This window comes from Methylobacterium sp. E-065, assembly GCF_022829605.1.
Classification (GTDB): Bacteria; Pseudomonadota; Alphaproteobacteria; order Rhizobiales; family Beijerinckiaceae; genus Methylobacterium.
The window spans coordinates 57,395-76,830 of sequence record NZ_JAKSYD010000122.1 but is presented as its reverse complement, the minus strand read 5'-3'; the positions used below and the strand labels follow the sequence as shown (position 1 = coordinate 76,830).

At 69.9% G+C, this 19,436-nt stretch carries 12 protein-coding genes; 5 read left to right on the top strand and 7 right to left on the bottom strand.

Annotated features, from left to right (window positions below):
- Window positions 1–27 precede the first annotated feature (27 nt).
- Window positions 28–1,356 carry a glycosyltransferase gene (locus tag MKK84_RS16955; protein WP_243921684.1) on the top strand — a complete coding sequence of 443 codons (1,329 nt, stop codon included), beginning with the start codon at window positions 28–30 and terminating at the stop codon, window positions 1,354–1,356.
- Between the two features lie 33 nt (window positions 1,357–1,389).
- Here the strand turns inward: MKK84_RS16955 and MKK84_RS16950 are convergent, their stop codons facing one another.
- From MKK84_RS16950 to MKK84_RS16940, 3 genes are all read right to left on the bottom strand, one after another.
- Window positions 1,390–4,725 (bottom strand): GAF domain-containing hybrid sensor histidine kinase/response regulator, encoded by a 3,336-nt coding sequence (locus tag MKK84_RS16950; RefSeq protein WP_243921682.1) that lies wholly within the window; start codon window positions 4,723–4,725, stop codon window positions 1,390–1,392.
- On the bottom strand, window positions 4,722–6,056 hold the full coding sequence (locus MKK84_RS16945) for an O-antigen ligase family protein (protein WP_243921680.1): 1,335 nt from the start codon (window positions 6,054–6,056) through the stop codon (window positions 4,722–4,724). The genes MKK84_RS16950 and MKK84_RS16945 overlap by 4 nt, the downstream gene beginning before the upstream one ends.
- A 407-nt stretch (window positions 6,057–6,463) precedes the next feature.
- Window positions 6,464–7,477, bottom strand: coding sequence for a CobW family GTP-binding protein (locus tag MKK84_RS16940; protein WP_243921678.1), 1,014 nt, complete (start codon window positions 7,475–7,477; stop codon window positions 6,464–6,466).
- Window positions 7,478–7,770: 293 nt separating this feature from the next.
- On the opposite strand from MKK84_RS16940, the gene MKK84_RS16935 reads away from it, so the two are divergent.
- From MKK84_RS16935 to MKK84_RS16925, 3 genes are all read left to right on the top strand, one after another.
- A complete protein-coding gene (locus MKK84_RS16935; protein ID WP_243921676.1) occupies window positions 7,771–9,096 on the top strand; it encodes an efflux RND transporter periplasmic adaptor subunit in 1,326 nt (441 codons plus the stop codon).
- Window positions 9,097–9,112: 16 nt separating this feature from the next.
- Complete coding sequence (locus tag MKK84_RS16930; protein WP_243921674.1) at window positions 9,113–12,262, top strand: efflux RND transporter permease subunit; 3,150 nt, start codon at window positions 9,113–9,115, stop codon at window positions 12,260–12,262.
- A gap of 134 nt (window positions 12,263–12,396) precedes the next feature.
- Window positions 12,397–13,932: an efflux transporter outer membrane subunit gene (locus MKK84_RS16925; RefSeq protein WP_313899345.1), complete on the top strand. Its 1,536-nt coding sequence runs from the start codon at window positions 12,397–12,399 to the stop codon at window positions 13,930–13,932.
- 148 nt (window positions 13,933–14,080) lie between these two features.
- On the opposite strand, the gene MKK84_RS16920 is transcribed toward MKK84_RS16925, so the two are convergent.
- The 4 genes from MKK84_RS16920 to MKK84_RS16905 all read right to left on the bottom strand — a co-directional run bounded on the left by MKK84_RS16920 (window position 14,081) and on the right by MKK84_RS16905 (window position 18,405).
- The gene (locus MKK84_RS16920; RefSeq protein ID WP_243921670.1) at window positions 14,081–14,872 is read right to left on the bottom strand and encodes a flagellar hook basal-body protein; all 792 of its coding nucleotides are present in this window, start codon (window positions 14,870–14,872) and stop codon (window positions 14,081–14,083) included.
- 121 nt (window positions 14,873–14,993) lie between these two features.
- A complete protein-coding gene (locus MKK84_RS16915; protein WP_243921668.1) occupies window positions 14,994–15,473 on the bottom strand; it encodes a secondary thiamine-phosphate synthase enzyme YjbQ in 480 nt (159 codons plus the stop codon).
- Entirely contained in the window at window positions 15,470–17,350 is a 1,881-nt protein-coding gene (locus MKK84_RS16910) for a cisplatin damage response ATP-dependent DNA ligase (protein WP_243921666.1), read from the bottom strand. The genes MKK84_RS16915 and MKK84_RS16910 overlap by 4 nt, the downstream gene beginning before the upstream one ends.
- A complete protein-coding gene (locus tag MKK84_RS16905) occupies window positions 17,347–18,405 on the bottom strand; it encodes a ligase-associated DNA damage response exonuclease (RefSeq protein ID WP_243921665.1) in 1,059 nt (352 codons plus the stop codon). Before MKK84_RS16905 ends, MKK84_RS16910 begins: the two co-directional genes overlap by 4 nt.
- 68 nt (window positions 18,406–18,473) lie before the next feature.
- Between MKK84_RS16905 and MKK84_RS16900 the strand changes: the two genes are divergently transcribed.
- Entirely contained in the window at window positions 18,474–19,421 is a 948-nt protein-coding gene (locus MKK84_RS16900; protein WP_243921663.1) for a methyltransferase domain-containing protein, read from the top strand.
- Window positions 19,422–19,436 lie beyond the last annotated feature (15 nt).

Genomic DNA, 19,436 nt, shown 5'->3' with positions numbered 1-19,436 from the left:
ACGCTGGCGTCGCCCGAGGAGGCCGTAATGAAGATCCTGATCGCCGCGACGCCGCTCACCGGCCACGTCAACCCGCTGCTCGCCGTCGGACGCGTCGCGGCTGCGCGGGGTGACGACGTGCTCGTGCTGTCCGACGCACTGTTTCGCGAAACCATCGAGGCGGCGGGCCTGCGCTTCACGGCCTATGCCGACAACGGCTCGGCCACGTTCCGGGAGACCGAGCTGCCGGCGGGACCCGAACGCTACCGGCGCGAGTTCGAGCGGCGCTTCATCGATCCGATGCCGGATCAGGCGGCCGTGCTGCGCCGGCTGATCGCCGAAGAGGCGCCGGACGTGATCGTGGCCGGCAGCATGTTCCTCGGCGTGCTGCCGCTGCTCCTCGACCCGGCGCCGCGACCGCCGATCGTGACCGTCAATGTCAGCTTCCTGTTCCTGGACCGGCCCGACCACGCTCCGGTCGGGCTCGGGCTGCCTCCCGCCCGGGACCGGGCCGAGCGCATCCGCTACGCCGCCCTGAAGGCCGGCATGGACGCGGCCTTCACCAACCCGGTGCGCGCCTACACGGATGGGCAGCTCGCGAGGCTCGACCTGCCGCCGCTGCCGGCCTCGCTGCCACACGCGATCGTGGTGCTCCCGGACCTGTTCCTCCAGCCGACGGTGCCGGGCTTCGAGTACGATTACGGCGCGCTGCCCCCGGGCCTGCGCTTCATCGGACTCCTTCAGCCGCCCACCCCGCCGGCGCCCCCGCCGGACTGGTGGCCGGAGCTCGAGGCGGCGAACGCAGCGGGCAAGCCCGTGGTGCTGGTGACGCAGGGGACGCTGGCCAACGCGGATTTCGGCGAGCTGGTCGAGCCGACCCTCGCGGCCCTGGCCGACCGGGACGATCTCCTCGTCCTGGCCACCACCGGTGGGCGGCCCGTCACCGCCCTGCGCGGGCCGATCCCCGCCAACACGCGCGTCTCCAGCTTCCTGCCGTTCCGCGATCTGCTGCCGCGGGTGAGCGTGCTCGTGACCAATGGCGGCTACGGCAGCGTCTCGCAGGCGCTCGCCACCGGAGTCCCGATCGTCTCGGCCGGCCTCACCGAGGACAAGGCCGAGGTGAACGCCCGCGTCGGCTGGTCCGGCGCCGGGATCAACCTCGCCACCAACACGCCGAGCCCGGACATCCTACAGGAGGCGGTGGCCCGGGTGCTCACCGAGCCGGCCTTCCGGCAGCGCGGCGGCGCGCTGAAGGCGGCCTTTGCCAGCCGCGACGCCATGGCGGGCATCCTGATGGCGGTGGACGACCTCGCCCGCTCCGGGCCGATGCGCAGCGGCGGAGCGGGCCTCGCGGTGCCGCTGGCCCGGTCGGCCTGAGGCCGGCCGCCGGCGGGCGCGCAAGCGGGAGACTCAGGCCGCGCGCAGCTGCCGGATCGCACGCAGAGCCGTCGCCCGCTGCACCTCAAGGCGCCGGATCAGCGGCATCAGATCGGCCCCCGCATGGGCGGCTGCCTCGACCTCCCGGCACAGGCTCGACAGGCCGACAAAGCCCAGAAGACCCGCCGCCGCCACCAGGGCATGCGCGTCGTGGGCGATCTGGCGCCGGTCGGTCTCGCTCGGCCGGAACCGCTCAGACAGCTCGTTCGCCAGGAGATCCAGCAACGCGCCGACCCGGTCCGCCCCGAAACTCGCTTCCATCTCGGTCAGCACCGTGGCGTCGAGGATGGCGGCATCGACCTGCGTGGCCCGGCGCGTCTCCTCCGCCCGCACCGGGCGCCGGGCGCCGGGCGCGGTCCAGCGGCTGATCGTGGCGAAGAGATCGGCCCGGCGGAACGGCTTGCCGACGTAGTCGTCCATCCCGGATGCGCGCAACTCCTCGATCTGGGCGGGCAGCACGTTCGCGGTCATGGCCACGATCGGGATGTCGCAGGCCGGCGGCGCGAGCGCGCGGATGCGGCGGGTGGCCGTGAGCCCGTCGACCCGGGGCATCTGGACGTCCATCAGCACCAGATCGTACGGGCGCCCGCCCGTGACCGCGGCGGCGACCGCCGTGATTGCCTCGGCGCCGTCGCCGGCCACCTCCACCGTGTAGCCCTGGGATTCGAGCACTGCGCAGGCCAGTTCCTGGTTGAGCGGCACATCCTCGACCAGGAGCAGGCGCAGATGTGCGGGATCCGAAGGAGCCGCGGCCGCGGTCTGCGTCCGCGGCGGGCCGAGACCGACGGCCGGCTCGATACGCGCCGCGTGGCCCAAAGCCGCTCCGGCGCTCCGCGGGAGAGTCAGGCGGAACCAGAAGGTCGAGCCCTGCCCCTCGCGGCTCTCGACGCCGATCTCGCCGCCCATCAGCGTCACGAGGTGGCGGGAGATGGCGAGCCCGAGGCCGGTGCCGCCGAAGCGCCGGCTGATCGAGCCGTCCACCTGGCTGAAGCGCTTGAACAGCCTGTCCTGCTGCGCCGGCGCGATGCCGATGCCGGTATCGGTCACGGCGAAGCGGATGACGTCGCCGGGGCTGCCGTCGGGGGCGGTGCCCGTGCCCTCTCGCTGCACCGTCAGGGTGACGGAGCCCGCCGGCGTGAACTTCACGGCGTTGTTGAGCAGGTTGAGCAGCACCTGCCGCAGGCGGCCGGGGTCGCCGACCACGTGATCCGGGAGCGCCGGGTCGATCCGGCCCTCGATCGCGAGGCCGCTGCGGATCGCGCTGCCGCGCACGATCGAGACCGCGGCGTCGACGGTGGAGACCAGTGGGAAGCCGACCGGGTCGAGGGTCAGCTCGCCGGCCTCGATCTTGGAGAAGTCGAGAATGTCGTTGACGACGGTGAGCAGGGCCGCGCCGGAGCTCTGAATCAGCTCCAGGCGGCGCCGGTCCTCGTTCTGAAGTGACCCCTCGTCGAGGAGCAGGTCGGCATAGCCGAGGATGCCGTTGAGCGGCGTGCGGATCTCGTGGCTCATGGCGGCCAGGAACTCGCTCTTGGCTGCGCTCGCTCGCTCCGCCTCGGCGCGGGCGGCTTCCGCGTCCCGGGTAGCCACCCGCAGAGCTGCCTCGGCCGCCTTGCGCTCGGTGATGTCGAGATGGAGCCCAACCATGCGCTGCGGCTGGCCTTCGGCCCCGAACACGGTCCGCCCGCGCGCGTAGAGCCAGCGCTCGCCGACCCGGAACTCGGCCGCGTAGGGCGTGGATGTCTCCACCGCGCGCCGGATCTCGTTCCAGACGTCGCCGACATCCCCTGGGTGAAGCAGCCCGGTCCAGTCGGCAGCGGTGATCGTGTGGGCCAAGCCGGTCTCCGGCAGCCCGTGCATGCGCGCGCTTTCAGGGCTCAGGTTGGCGAGCCCGGTACGCATGTCCCAGTCCCACGTCCCGGCCTCCGCGGCGTCGAGGGCGATGCCCAGCAGGCCGCGCGCCTCCTCCACGGCAAGGCGGGCCGTCACGATGTCGTCCACGTCGAGGGCGGTGCCGAGCCATTCCAGCACGGCACCGTCCGCGGGATCGAGGCGGATCGGGATCAGGGAGATCTTGTGCCAGCGGTAGACGCCGTCACGGCGCTGGATCCGCCACTGACCGCTGAAGCCGACGCCGGTCTCGATCGCCCGGGTCCAGGCCGCCTCCATGGCGTCGGCGTCGGCGGGATGATTCCGGGCCAGGCGCTCGGCCCGCTCCGGACCGATCGGCCCATAGAAGGCCTGGAACTGCGCGTTGGCGTAGGTGGCCCGTCCGTCGCCGACCCCCATGGTCCAGACCAGCAGCGGCAGGGTCTCGGCGAGCCCGCGATAGCGCAACTCGCTGCGCCCGACCTCGTCCTCGGCGCGGCGCCGCTCGGTCACGTCGATCAGCACGCCGCTCAGGCCGATTGCGCCCTGATCCTCACGACAGACGCCGCGGACGACCACGTGGCGGATCGCATCGTCCGGCCGCAGCAGGCGTGCCTCGAAGTCGAAGGACGCGCGGCGCGCGATCGCCTCGGCCACGATCGCTTCCAGCCGGGCCCGATCGTCGGGGTGGTAGAGCTGCGCGAAGACGTCGAGGCGCGGCGGCGGCGTCGCGGGATCGCGGCCGGTGATCGCGTAGAGGCTGGCCGACCAGACCGGCTGACCGTCGGCGAGGTTCACCCGCCAGTTGCCGACGCTCGCCAGTTGCTCGGCCATGGTGAGCTGCTGGTTGGCCGCCTCCTGGGCCCGGGCGCGGGCGTTGATCTCGCGGTGCTGCTCGCGGATCAGGGCCTCGCGGATCGCCGCCCGCTCGATTTCCCGCCCCCGGCGGGCGTTGGCCTCGGTGAGCCGCAGATGGGCGAGGACGATCTCGGCGAGGTCGCGGAAGGCAGCCACCTCGTCGTCCGAGAGCCCAGCGCGCGGTTCCGGATCGATCAGGCAGAAGGTGCCGATCCGCAGGCCCGGCCGCAGGCTGAGGGGCAGGCCTGCGTAGAAGCGGAAGCCTCCCGCGGCGGCGACCCCCGGCATGTCTCGGAATCGCGGATCAGCCTGCGCATCGGGCACGACCAGCAGGGCGTCGCTGCGGATCGTGTGATCGCAGATGCCGTTCTCGCGCGGGATCGCCCCCGGCAGCTCGATGCAGGGCGTCTTCGGCCACAGCTCCGTCGCGTCGATGAAGTTCACGAGGGCGGTGCGCACCCCGAACAGGCGACGGGCGGCGCGGCAGACGGCGTCGAAATGCGGTTCGGGCGCCGTGCCCAGGATGCCGAGGGCCTGGAGGGATGCGAGCCGCGGCCCCTCGCTGTCCGGCTGTGTGCTCACGTGACCGTCTCCGGATGCGGACCTCCGACCGGCGATCCGCTGGCCCCGGACGAGGGATGGCCCGCCCGGGAGCGTGTTTCAAGCACACCCCGATGCGACCGACCCACGCGCAGCCGCGCCGCTTCGAGCGCCCAGACCATCCCGAGCATCATATAGACATGGCGCCACTTCTCGATGTCGATCTGGAAGGCCTGCAGGAAGAACATCAGCAGCGCCGGCCAGACGATCTGGGCATGCGCCCGGAACGGCGACGGCCGCACCAGCAGGCGAAACCCGACGAAGCCCGTCGTCAGCACGAGGCCGATGAACACCGCCCCCCCGAGCCAGCCGCCATTGGCGAAGGAGCCGATGTAGGAATTGTGCGGCTCCAGCCCGAAGACCAGCCGCCAGTGCATCGGCCCCATCCCGAACGGGCGCTCCAGAAGCATGGTGAGGCCCCGGATCTGGTTGCCGAACCGGCCGGTCTCGCCCTGATCGTAATCCTGGGTCAGGGCTGCGCGGGTCTCGAACATCTTGTGGACGTGATCGATCGACAGCAGGGCGATCACCGCCACGGTGCCGAGCACGAGGGTGGCGAGGGTGAGGAGCACGATGCGGCGGCGCAGGCGGATCGACCGGCTGCCCGCGTAGACCGAGCCGACCATGAGCAGCACCGCGACGGCGCTCCCGCCCCAGGAGCCGCGCGAGAACGACAGGAAGATGCCGGCCACGATGATCAGCAGGCCCGCGAGCGAGGCCAGAGGCCGGCGCGCCGAGCCGGTGAGCAGGCCGTGCATCAGGTAGAGGGCGCCGAGCGTCAGGAACGAGCCGAACACGTTCGGGTCCTGGAAGGTGCCCGACGCCCGGTCGTACTTGTAGAACAGGTCCTCGATACCGAGCCATTGCAGGTAGCCGATGATGCCGAGCGCGGCCGAGAACACGCAGCTCGCCGTGTAGGCCTTGAGCGCCAGCTCCATCCGCGCGTGGGTGTCATCCGCGAAGAACATGGCGAAGAAGATGGCGGTGATCGCAAGATAGATCAGCTGGATCGTCCAGGTGACCGGAAATTCCTCGTTGAGGTACGGCAGCAGCGCGCAGACGATCGCCGCGAGGTAGAGCAGCAGCAGGGCGAGCAGCGGCACCATGCCCCGGTGCAGGCGCACGCCGAGGCAGAGCCAGAGCAGGATCGTCGGGATCGCCACCGCGTCGTAGGGCGACGTGTCCGAGAACGCGAAGCAGGCGAAGAAGATGAAGGCGGCAAACAACGCCTTCGCCATCGCCTCGACGGCCACGATGAGCGGGATTCCGGATGCGACGCCGGATGGGGCTCCGGCGGCTGCGCTGTGGGCCATGATACGCGGGCTCCGCGGGCCGAGTACGCAGGCCCGCAGCCGCTAGAGTGACATTCAATCGTTGAGAATCGGCTTCGGGGCAGAAACGGGGGTGTCCAGGGCTGCGGAGATGAAACCTTGGAGCCGCAAAAGCCCCCTCTCCCCGCGGGCGGGGAGAGGGCTTTGGCGACCTTGTCGTCGCCGGAGCGAGGCGGCAGCCGAAGGTGAGGGGGAGGTGCCGAACGAGGCTCGTCCGGCCAAGCCCCCTCACCGCCACTCCGGCTTCGCCTACGTTTCCCGCATGGACGACAAGGCCGATGTGGGCCTCTCCCCGCCCGCGGGGAGAGGGGAACTCGCGGGCGGTTCTGAAGGGTGTGAACAGCCCGACCTCTGAGGAAGAGGGGGACGCGCGGGTACTCTTCAGCCCCTCACACCCGGCAGGCCTCGAACGCCTCCCGGATCGCCACCTCATCGAGATTGCGCCCGATGAACACCACCCGGGAGACCCGCTTCTCGTCCGGCGCCCAATCCCCCTGCACGTCCCCGTCGAGGATCATGTGCACGCCCTGGAAGACGAAGCGCTTGGGCTCGTTCGGGAAAGCCACGATGCCCTTGCAGCGCAGGATGTCGGGCCCCTGAACCTGCGTCAGGTTCGAGATCCAGGGCATGAATTTTTCCGGGTCGACTTCGCCCTCGATCTTCGCCGAGATCGAGCGGATGTCCGAATCGTGATGGTGGTGGTGCCCCTCCTCCAGGAAGTCGGGCTCCACCTCGAGGATGCGGTCGAGATCGAAGGCGTTGCGCTCCAGCACGGCCTCGAGGGGGACGGCGCAGTTCTGCGTCCGGTGGAGCTTGGCCAGGGGATTGATGCGGCGGATCTCGGCCTCGACCCGGTCGAGCTCGGCGGGCGCGACGAGGTCGCTCTTGTTGAGCAGGATCACGTCCGCGAAGGCGATCTGGTTCTTGGCCTCGGGGGCGTCCTTCAGGCGGTCGGTGAGCCACTTGGCGTCCGCCACCGTCACCACGGCGTCGAGCCGGGCAGCTTCGCCGACATCCTGATCGACGAAGAAGGTCTGGGCCACAGGTGCCGGATCGGCCAGCCCGGTGGTCTCCACGATGATCGCGTCGAACTTGCCCCGGCGCTTCACCAGCCCGTCCATGATCCGGATCAGGTCGCCGCGCACCGTGCAGCAGACGCAGCCGTTGTTCATCTCGAACACCTCCTCGTCAGCGCCGACGACGAGGTCGTTGTCGATGCCGATCTCGCCGAACTCGTTGACGATCACGGCGTAGCGCTTGCCGTGGTTCTCGGTGAGGATCCGATTGAGGAGCGTGGTCTTGCCCGCGCCGAGATAGCCGGTGAGCACGGTGACCGGGATCTTGCCGGAGGTCGATCCAGCTGGGATGCCGGCTTGGGCGGGAGCGGGGCTCGTGTCGGTCATGGCGAAATCTTCGGGTGTGAAGGAGGATCGGGCAAGGCTCGGCCCACGACCGTTGTCATATTGTAACAAATCCCGTCAAAGGAAGACGGCGCCACACGGTTTCGCGACCGGGGCCGCCCATCGATTGCACGTCGGACAAGCTTTGCTCTAGGCACGCGGGGTCGCCGGGGAACACCCGCGCGATTCGCCACAGAAAAGCACCAGCGATCGCATTGATAGGGGCGGCGTTCCACGCGAATCCTATCCACTCGAGACAGCCCGGTCTCTTCGTCCGGACGCAGAAGAACATATCCATGGACGCCCGAAACCCGCTGGAGCAGGACGAGACGATTCTGGCGCCGCCGCGCAAGCGCCGGTTGTCGGGCCCGCTTGTCGTCGTCGTGCTGCTGGCGGCCCTCGGCGGCCTGGCCTTCGCGTTCCCGGACCGCGCCCGCGAGACGGCCTCACATCTCGCCGGCTCGGTGACCGGCCTGTTCGGCAGCGCCAGCAATCCCGATCCGGGCATCGATGCCGTGAAGGCGGGCCCGGTGGAGCGGGTGTTCCGGCCCTCGAAGGAGCAGCGCGCCGCCTTCGAGATCCTGCCGGTGGCCACGCAGATGTTCCGGCCGGAGGGGGCCGCCGAGGGCCGCATCGCGCTGAACGACGACGACAACGTGCCGGTGGTCTCGCCCTATGCGGGCCGGGTGACCAAGGTGCTGGTCCGCGCCGGCGACGACGTGAAGGCCGGCGACGTGCTGCTGACGCTGGAGGCCACCGATATGGTCCAGGCGCAGAACGACTATCAGGCAGCGCTGAACAACCTCGGGAAGCAGCAGGCCCTGCTGAAGCTCGACCAGACCATCGCGCAGCGCCAGCAGGAGCTGTTCCAGGCCAAGGCCACGGCGCTCAAGGACTACCAGTCCGCCCAGAACGACGTGATCGCCGCCCAGAGCGACCTGAAGACCGCCGAGGCGGCGCTGGATGCGGTGAAGAACCGCCTGCGCCTGCTCGGCAAGACCGACGCCGAGATCGCCGCCTACGAGAAGAAGGGCACGATGAGCCCGGAGACCCAGATCCGGGCGCCGATCCCCGGCACGATCGTCCAGCGGAAGGTCGGCATCGGGCAGTACCTGTCGGCGTCGAGCGACCCCGTCTTCGTGATCGGCGATCTGTCCACCGTCTGGCTCGTGGCCAACGTGCGCGAGAGCGAGATCCCGAAGATCCGCATCGGCCAGGAGGTCGAGGCGAAGGTCGCGGGCTTCGGCACGCGGGTGTTCAAGGCCCGGGTGAACTACATGGCCTCCAGCCTCGACCCGGCGACCCGGCGGCTCGCCGTGCGAAGCGAGGTCGACAACCCGGACCGGGTGCTGCGGCCGGAGATGTTCGCCACCTTCACGATCATCACCGGCAAGGGCGAGCCGAGCCCGAGCATCCCGGTTGCGGCGATCGTGTACGAGGGCGACCGCACCCATGTCTGGGTGGCGCGGCCGGACGGGGCCGTGGAGGCGCGCGACATCAAGCTTGGGCTGATCAACGGTGACAGCGCCCAGGTGGTCGACGGGTTGAAGGCGGGCGAGCAGGTCGTGACCCGTGGCGCCCTGTTCATCGACCGGGCCGCCACCGGCGACAAGGCGTCCTGAGCGAGGATCCGGTCCGATGAACGCCCTGATCGCCTTCTCGCTCCGCCAGCGGGTGCTGGTGGTGCTGCTCTTCGTGGTGATGCTCGGCATCGGCTACGGCGCCTACACCCAGCTCAACATCGAGGCCTATCCCGACCCGGTGCCACCGCTGGTCGACGTGATCACCCAGAACCCGGGCCAGTCCGCCGACGAGATCGAGCGCTACATCACGATTCCGCTCGAGGTGGCGCTGGCCGGCATCCCGAACGCCCAGGTGGTGCGCACCATCTCGCTGTTCGGCCTGTCCGACGTGAAGGTGCAGTTCAACTACGAGTACACGTACGAGGAGGCGCTGCAGCGGGTGCTCAACCGCCTGTCGCAGGCGCCGACCCTGCCGAACGGCGCCACGCCGCAGATCTCGCCGACGAGCCCGGTGGGCGAGATCATGCGCTACAAGTTGGTCGGCCCGGCGGGCTACTCGCCCATGGACATGAAGACGCTGCAGGATTGGGTGCTGCAGCGCCGGTTCAAGGCGATCCCCGGAGTGGTCGACGTCACGGCCTTCGGCGGCCGGGCCAAGGAATACGAGATCGCGGTCGACCTGAACCGTCTCCAGGCACAGGGGCTGACGCTCGTGCAGCTGACCACGGCGCTCAACAACGCCTCGATCAATGTCGGCGGGCAGACGCTCAACGTCGGGCAGCAATCGGCAGTGGTGCGCGGCATCGGCCTGATCCGCGACATGGACGACATCAAGGACACGATGATCAGCCTCGTCAACGGCACCCCGGTGCTGGTGCGCGACGTGGCGGAGGTGCGCGTGTCGAACGCCCCGCGGCTCGGCATCGTCGGCCACGACGACCAGGCCGACGTGGTCGAGGGCATCGTGCTCATGAGTCGCGGCGGCAAGAGCCTGCCGACCCTGGAGCGCGTCGAGGCGGAGATCGACAAGATCAACGGCTCGTCGATCCTGCCGCCCGACGTGAAGATCGAGCGGATCTACGACCGTTCGGGGCTGATCCACACCACCACACACACGGTGATGCACAACCTCGTGTTCGGCGTGGTGCTGGTCTTCGTGGTGCAGTGGCTGTTCCTCGGCTCGCTCACCAGCGCGATCATCGTGGCGGCCACGATCCCGTTCGCGCTGGGCTTCGCGATCCTAATCCTCGTCGTGCGCGGCGATTCGGCGAATCTGCTCTCCCTCGGCGCCATCGATTTCGGCCTGATCGTCGACGCGACGGTGATCATGGTCGAGAACGTCTTCCGCCACATCGCCGAGCCGGACCACGTGAAGGGCGAGACGCCGCCTGACGGCCTGACCGGGCGGCTCGGCACCATCGCGGTGGCCGGGCGCGAGGTGAACCGGGCGATCTTCTTCTCGGCCACCATCATCATCGTCGGCTTCCTGCCGCTGTTCACGATGACCGGCGTCGAGGGCCACATCTTCGGCCCGATGGCCAAGACCTACGCGTATGCGCTGATCGGCGGGTTGCTCGCCACCTTCACGGTCTCGCCCGCACTCTCAGCCCTGATGCTGCCGAAGAAGCTGGAGGAGCGCGACACCCTGATCGTGCGGGTGCTGCGGGTCGGCCACGAGGCGGCCTTGCGCTTCGGCCTGAAGAACCGGGTTCTGGCGATCGGCGTGATGCTGGCGGTGCTGCTCGTCTCGGGGCTGGCCGCGCGCAATCTCGGCCTCGAATTCCTGCCGCGGCTCGAAGAGGGCAACCTCTACGTGCGCGGCACCATGCCGTCCTCGATCTCGCTGGAGGCCGGCAACGCCTACGTCCAGCGCATGCGCAAGATCTTCCAGGAGGTCCCGGAGGTCGTCACCGTGCTGTCCCACCAGGGCCGGCCGAGCGACGGCACCGACGCCACCGGCTTCTTCAACGTCGAGATCCTGGCGCCCCTGAAGCCCATCGACCAGTGGCGCAAGGGCCTCGACAAGGAGACGCTGATCGCCACCCTGAGCAAGCAGCTCGAATCCGAGTTTCCCGGCATCGAGTTCAACTTCTCGCAGTATATCGAGGACAACGTCCAGGAGGCCGCCTCCGGCGTGAAGGGCGAGAACTCGGTCAAGATCTACGGCAGCGACCTCGCGCAGCTGACCAAGACCGCCAACGCCGTGAAGGCGGCGCTGGCCACGGTCCAGGGCGTCACCGACCTGTCGGTGTTCGAGTCGCTAGGTCAGCCGACCGTGCGGATCGATGTCGACCGCCACAAGGCCGCCCGCTACGGCCTGTCGATCGGCGACGTGAACACCACGATCCAGGCGGCGATCGGTGGCCAGACCGCGGGCGACCTCTACGAGTACGGCTCCGACCGGCATTTCCCGATGCGGGTGCGCCTCGCCAAGGAGTACCGCTCGTCGCTCGCCGGCATCCGCAACATCGCGGTCGGCGCCCAGAACCCGAACGGCGGCGTGATCCAGGTGCCGCTGTCCGAGATCGCCGACGTCGATCTCGTCTCGGGGGCCTCGTTCATCTACCGCGAGGACCAAGAGCGCTACATCCCGGTGAAGTTCTCGGTGCGCGGGCGCGACCTCGGCAGCGCCGTGATCGAGGCGCAGCGCAAGGTGGCCGAGGCGGTGGACCTGCCGCCGGGCTACCGGCTGGAATGGGTCGGGCAGTTCACCAACCTGCAGGAGGCGGCGACCCGGCTGAGCCTCGTGGTGCCGATCACGTTGCTGCTGATCGCTCTGCTCCTCTACATCAACTTCTCGTCGGTGGCCGACATGCTGCTGACGCTGTCGGTGATCCCGATGGCGATGATCGGCGGCATCTTCGCCCTGTCGGTGACCGGCACGCCGTTCTCGATCTCGGCGGCGATCGGCTTCATCGCCCTGTTCGGCATCTCGACCATGGAGGGCGTGATCCTGCTGGCCTACTACAACCAGCTCCTCGACGAGGGCTGGAAGAAGCAGGAGGCGGTCTGGAACGCCGCCGTGGTGCGCATGCGCCCGGTGATGATGACCTGCGTGGCCGCCTGCGTCGGCCTGCTGCCGGCGGCGGTGTCCACCGGCATCGGCTCCCAGGTGCAGAAGCCCCTGGCGCTGGTGGTGGTCGGCGGCATCATCCTGGCGCCGAACCTGATCCTCGTGGTCGTGCCGGTGCTGATCTCCCTGTTCTCCCGCCGCAAGCCGAACCCGGACGCGCTGGCGCGCACCGAGCATCGGGCCGCCGCGTGATCCCCTCGACGACGGGGGCGTGGCGCGTTGCCGGCGCGCCACAACGGACGCTCCGCTTGCGCCATCTGGAGACAGCTGCATTGACTTGGATGCGCGCGGCGCCGCTCTACCGGAGGAAGGCTTCCGGGGGCGGAATGGTGATGGGTGCGCCGAAACGGTGCGGACGGGCGGTGGCCGTGCTCGCCGCATCCCTGTCCTTGTCGGCCTGCGCGGTCGGCCCGAACTACGTGCCGCCGGAGGACCCGGTGGTCAGCCGCTACACCCGGGAGCCGCTGAAGAACCCGTCCGCCGCCGACAGCATCCGCACCCGGCAGGGCGGATCGGCCGATCAGAGCTTCGTCTCCGGCGCCGACATTCCCGGCTCGTGGTGGACCCTGTTCCACTCCAAGGCGCTGAACCGCCTCGTCGAGCAGTCGCTCGCCAACAATCCGACGCTGGAGGCCGCCCAGGCCTCGCTCCGGATCGCCCAACAGAACGTGCTGGCCCAGAAGGGCACGCTCTACCCGAGCCTGACCGCGACCCCGCAGATCCAGGGCGCCCTGGCGCCGGGCCTCGACCTGCAATCGCCTCTCCAGAACCAGTTCCAGTACCTCTACAGCCTGTCGACCCCGCAGGCGGTTGTCTCGTACAACCCGGACGTGTTCGGTGGGAACCGCCGCCAGATCGAGTCCCTGGAAGCCACCACCGAGAACCAGCGCTTCCAGCTGGAGGCGGCCTATCTCAGCCTGACCGGCAACGTCGTCGCCGCCGCGATCCAGGAGGCGTCCCTGCGGGCGCAGATCGAGGCGACCCGCCGAGTCATCCAGGCGCAGACCGAGATCCTGCAGCTCTACAACAAGCAGCTGTCGCTCGGTCAGATCGCCGGGGCCGACGTGGTGCAGCAGCAGGCCGCGCTCGCCCTGTCGCAGCAATTGCTGCCGCCGCTGGAGAAGGCCCTGGCGCAGCAGCGCAACCTGCTCACTGCACTGGCCGGACGCCTGCCCTCGGACGAGGTCAGCGAGACCTTCGAACTCTCGGCCCTGCGCCTGCCGACCAAGCTCCCGGTGAGCCTGCCCTCGCGGCTGGTGCAGCAGCGGCCCGACGTGAAGGCCGCTGAGGCGCTGGTCCAGCAGGCGAGCGCCAGTGTCGGCGTCGCCGTGGCCAACCGCCTGCCGCAGTTCAGCCTGACGGCGACCGGCGGATCGAGCGCCACGCGGATCGCGCAGGTGACCAATCCGGGCGCAGCCTTCTTCACGATCATCGGGCAGGCGACGGCGCCGATCTTCGATGCCGGCACACTGTTCCGCCGCCAGCGGGCCGCGGAGGAGACGCTGACGCAGGCGCAGGCGCAGTACAAATCGACGGTGATCACCGCCTTCCAGAACGTCGCCGACGCCCTGCGGGCGCTCCAGGCCGACGCGAGGGCGGTCGCGGCCGCGGATGCCGCGGTGAGCGCGACGAACCAGAGCCTCGGGCTGATCCGCAAGCAGTACACGGCAGGCGCCGTCACCTCCTCGCAGGTGCTGATCGCCCAGCAGGGCTATCTCTCGGCGCTGGTCACCTCGGCCGGTGCGCGGGCGACGCAATACGCCGACACGGCGGCTTTGTTCGTGGCGCTCGGCGGCGGCTGGTGGAACCGCGTGGATGTCGCGCCGCCACCACCCGAGACGGATCCGCTCAAGATCCTCTGACGCATAAACGGATCAAGTCGCGGTTTCGAAAGGTCCAGACCTTTCGCGGGTCCAGGGCGGAGCCCTGGTACTCATCTCAGGGCTCCGCACTCAGAACCCGCCAAAGGGCACATCCTTTGGGAACCCCGAACCTGACTCAGACAGGTCCTCACGCGTACATCGCGATGGCGTCCTGCAGCATCTGGTCGGCGGTGCTCATCACCTTGGTGTTGGCCGTGTAGGCCTGCTGCGTCTCGATCATCTTCGAGAACTGGTCCGCGATGCCGGCATTCGACTGCTCGATCGCGCCGGCCTTCAGGGTCGCGCCGTTGAGGCCGTAGCTCGGCGTCTCCGACTGGCCGTTGGCCACGTAGGCGCCGCCGTCGAGGGAGGTCAGGTTCTCCTGGGTGCCGAACTGCGCCAGCGTCAGGGAGCCGAGCGGCACGGTGCTGCCATCCGCGGCGGTGCCCGTGATGGCGCCGGCGGAGGAGACCGACAGGTCCGCCAGGGTGTTGGCGCCGGTCGGCACCGTGACCGGCGCCGTCGCCGAAGGACCCGCGAACAGGTAGTAGCCGGCGCCGTTGGTGAGGTAGCCGTTGGCATCCGGGGCGAAGTCGCCGCGCCGCGTGTAGGCGGTCTGACCGGTGAAGGTCGGGCTCTCATCGGTGCCGGTGTTGGCCCGGACGATGAAGTAGCCGTTGCCCGAGATGCCGAGGTTGGTCGAGACCCCGGTGGATTGCATCGTGCCCTGAATACCCAGCGTATCGCGCGTGCTGCTGGCCACGCCGCCCGACTGCTGCGGCCCGCGCTGCGTCTGCGCCAGCATGTCGGCGAAGTGCGTCTCGGTGGTCTTGAACCCCGCCGTCTGCGTGTTGGCGATGTTGCCCGAGATGTTGTTGAGCGCCAGCGACTGGGCCGAGGCGCCGGAAATCGAGTTCGCGAGCGCGGCGTAGAGGCTCATCGGGGTCTCCGTGCGTCGGAGCGGCAAGGTATCGGAGCGGCATCACACCTTCCGACCCGGACCATAAGCGCCCGGCATGGTTAACCGCCGGTGTGTTGCCGGCTGCCACGTGCCGACCCGATCACGCCCCGATCACGCTGAGCACGATCTCCCGCCGGTGCGGCCGGTCGCGGTGCTCTATCAGGTAGATCCCCTGCCACGTGCCCAGCGCCAGCCGGCCGTCGATCAACGGGATGCTCAGGGCCGAATCGGTCACCAGCGTGCGGATATGGGCCGGTATGTCGTCCGGCCCCTCGGCGCCGTGGACGTAGCCGGCATGACGGGGGGCGAGGCCGTCGAGCGCGGTCATCAGGTCGGTCTGCACGTCCGGGTCGGCGTTCTCCTGGATGGTGAGCGAGGCCGAGGTGTGCCGGCAAAAGACCGTGACCAACCCCTCCCGAATCCCGCTGCCGCGCACGAACGCCGCCACCGCGGCGGTGAAATCCGTAAATCCCTGTCCGGCGGTCGCGATGGTGAGCCGCCCGCTGGCGTGGCGCTCCACTGCGCCTGAGGCCAGTGCCTCCACCGGACCGATCTGGCCCGCCCCCCTGCCCTGCCTCATGAATCCGTCTCCAGCAAAGCCGCCCCGGGCGCGATCTCGCGCTCGCCCCGGGCGAGGATGCGCTCCAGCACGTCGATCCGGTCGGCCTCCGTGGGGGGCTTGTCCCAACGGATCCGGCTGACCCGGGGGAAGCGCATCGCCACCCCGGATTTGTGCCGGGTCGAGCGTTGCACGCCCTCGAAGGCGATTTCCAGAACGAGCCCGGCCTCCTGCCCGTGCGCAACCTCGCGCACCGGGCCGAAGCGCTTGGTCGTGTTGTTGCGGACGTAGCGGTCGAGCTTGGCCAGTTCCGCGTCGGTGAAGCCGTGATAGGCCTTGCCCACCGGCACCAGCTCGTCGCCGCCCTCGGGTGCCTCCCGCCAGACCCCGAACGTGTAGTCCGAGTAGAAGGACGAGCGCTTCCCGTGCCCGCGCTGGGCGTACATCATCACGGCGTCGACCACGTGCGGCTCGCGCTTCCACTTCCACCACGGACCCTTCGGGCGGCCCGGCAGGTAAGGGCTGTTGCGGCGCTTGAGCATGATGCCCTCGATGGCATCGGCATCGTCACCCGCCCCGACCGAGGCCGGATCGGCCCGGGCGGCAGCGAGCGCCTCCCAGTCGGCAAAGGGCACCAGCGGCGAGATGTCGACGCGCGCATGATCGAGGCGCGTGACCAGGGCCTCCAGCTTCGCCCGACGCTCCACGAACGGATCGGCCCGCAGGTCGTCGCCGTCCAGCGTCAGCAGGTCGTAGGCCCGCACATGGGCGGGGAATTCTTCCAAGAGCTTGGCCGTGACCGCCTTCCGGTTCAGGCGCTGTTGCAGCACGTTGAAGCTCTGAACCCGGCGCTCGCGCAGGATCAGCAACTCGCCGTCGAGCGTGCCCTTGAAGGTGATCGCCTCGGCGAGATCGGGGAACGCCCCGGTGATGTCCTCGCCGGTGCGGGAATAGACCTTTCCGACCTGCTCTCCCGCCCGGTCGCGACCGCCGACGAGCTGGACGCGGATGCCGTCCCACTTCCACTCGGCCGAGAACGCCTCCGGCTCCAGCTTGTCGAGGTCGGTCTCCTCCTCAATCGGGTGGGAGAGCATCGGTGGCCGGAACGGGGCCGGGTTCAGGGTCTCGGGGCGCTCGGCCCGGCCCTCGACCCAGGCGAACAGGGTCTCGAACGGGGGCGTGAGCCCGTGCCAGACCTCCTCGACCGCATCGGCATCGTGACCGCCCAGCGCGCCGACCGCCGTCTTTGCAAGCCGCGCCGAGACGCCGACGCGGAGATTGCCGGTGACGAGCTTCAGGAGCGCCCAGCGCCCGGTCTCGTCGAGGGCGTCGAGCCAGTCGGCGAGGTGGCGGGGGAGTTCGCGCTTCGGGATCGTGGCGAGGGTTTCCACGACCTCGGCCAGGGTCGGGACGTGCGGTGGCGGGTTGTTGTGACCGATCCCGACGCGCGCATCCCCTCCCCCCTCTGCGGGGGAGGGTGGGCCGGCCGTCAGGCCGGGTCGGGAGAGGGGAGCGACGCTGCCGGGAAGGTCGCTTCGCGAGTTGGAACCCGCATCGTCGCGCAGCCCCTCTCTCCCCCTGCTGTGCAGGGTACCCTCCCCCGCAGAGGGGGGAGGGAGATCGCGCGGTGTCGGCCAGATCAGGGCCGTGGTCTCGGCGAGGTCGCCCACGTAATTGTGCGACAGCCGGAACAGCACCGGGTCGATGCGCTCCTCCACCAACCCCCGGATCAGGGCCGGCTTGGCCTCGCGAAAGCTCAGTGTGCCCGTCATGGCGCCGAGCGCGTAGCCGCGCTCCGGGTCGGGCGTGCGCGCGAAATAATCCTGGAGCATCCGCAGCTTGGCGTTGCGACGGGGCTCGTAGGCGAGGCGGTCGAGGAGGTGGGCGAACTCGTTCACGCGACCGCCTCTTTCTCGGGGCCAGGCTCCGTGGACGCCGGCTCGGCCTCGCCGTCATCGCCGTAGCCGAGCAGGTGCAGCGGCTTGGCCCGGATGCCTTGCGTCCCGCACCAATGGACCAGCGCATCCTCCTGCCCGTGCGTCACCCAGACCTCCTCGGCGCCGGTTTCGCGGATGGTGCGGCATAGGTCCGGCCAGTCGGAATGGTCGGAGATCACCATCGGCAGTTCCACGCCCTTCTGGCGGGCGCGGGCGCGCACCCGCATCCAGCCCGAGGCGAAGCAGGTGACCGGGTCGGGGAACTTGCGCGACCAGAGATCCTGGATCGACGAAGGCGGGCAGATCACGATCGCCCCGTGCAGGTCCTTGCGCTCGGCGGCCACCACCTTCGGCGTCTCGCCGAGCGGCACGCCTTCCTCCTTGTAGAGAGCGGTCAGCTTCTCCATTGCCCCATGCAGGTGGATCGGCCGGTCCCAACCCTCCTCGCGCAGCAGCGCCATCACCCGCTGCGCTTTGCCGAGCGCGTAGGCACCGACGATGTGGGCCCGCTCCGGGAACAGCCGCACCGAGTCCAGCAGCTTGCGCACCTCGCCGCGCGTATCGGGATGGGTGAAGACCGGCAGCCCGAACGTCGCCTCGGTGATGAACACGTCGCAAGGCACGACCTCGAAGGGCAGGCAAGTCGGGTCCGGCGCCCGCTTGTAGTCGCCCGAGACCACCACCCGGGCGCCCTCCCGCTCGATGGCGATCTGCGCCGAGCCGAGGACGTGGCCCGCGGGGGCGAAGCGCACGGTGACGTCGCCGATGCGGATCGGCTCGCCGAGGGGCGCCGCCTGCCGATGGTCGCAAAAATCCGCGCCGTAGCGCACCGCCATGATCCGCAGGGTCTCGGGCGTCGCCAGCACGTGGCGGTGGCCGGAGCGGGCGTGGTCGGCGTGGCCGTGCGTGATCAGCGCGCGTTCCACCGGCCAGGTCGGATCGACGTGGAAGCCTCCGAGGGGGCAATAGAGGCCCTCGCGGGTCAGGGTCAGGAGATCGCTGGCGCGTATCGGCATCGGGTCCGTGCTGCCGGTGGAGTTCGCCGGTGGCCCCGGTATATAGGCGCCCCCGAACCGGCAGACGCATGGCCACGCAGCACAGTTCCGGCGATCTCCTCGCCGACCGCCGCTATCGGTACGCCGAAGCCTGCCTGGCCGAGGGCGACCCCGAAGCCGCCGCGGATCTCGCCGAGCAGGTTCTGGAGATCGCCCCGCGCTACGCCCCGGCCTGGCTGCTGCTCGGCCGCGCGCGGGAGGGGCTGGCGGCGCGCGGCGATGAGCGGATGCGCGACGCGGCGGCCCGAGCCTATGCCTGCGCCCTCGACATCGACCCGGACGACATGCTCGGCGTGCGGGCACAGCTCAGCCGCCTGGGCGTCGGGGACGGCCTGCCGGCACTCTCGCCCGCCTATGTGCGCGCCCTGTTCGACGGCTACGCGCCGCGCTTCGAGCGCCATCTGGTCGGGGGCCTCGCCTATATCGGCCCGGAACTGGTCAGCGACGCCCTCCCCCGCGTGCCCGAGCGTTTCGCGGCGGCCCTCGATCTGGGCTGCGGCACCGGCCTGATGGGCGCGGCGATCCGCGAGCGGGTCGGGCACCTCGCGGGTGTCGACCTCTCCCCGGGCATGCTGGCCCTGGCGCGGGCCAAGACCTGGCAGGGCCGGCCGCTTTATGACCGCCTCGCCGAGGGCGATCTGGCCGGCTTCCTGACAGTGGAGACAGAGGCTTCTGCTGACCTCTGCCTCGCCGCCGACGTGCTGATCTACGTGGCGGATCTCGGCCCCGTCCTGGCAGGGATCGGCCGCGTGCTGCGACCGGGCGGGCTCGCCGCCTTCACGGTGCAGTCCCATGACGACGGATCGGGCGCCGTCCTGGGCGCCGACGGGCGCTACGCCCATGCGGATGCCCATATCGCGGAGGCATCCGCCGCCGCCGGCCTGAGCACCCTCACCCTGCGTCCGGCCGGGGTCCGGCGGGAGGCCGGGCTGCCGGTGCCGGGCCGCGTCGTTGTGTTACGCCGCACCGCGGCATGAAACCGCCCAGCTATT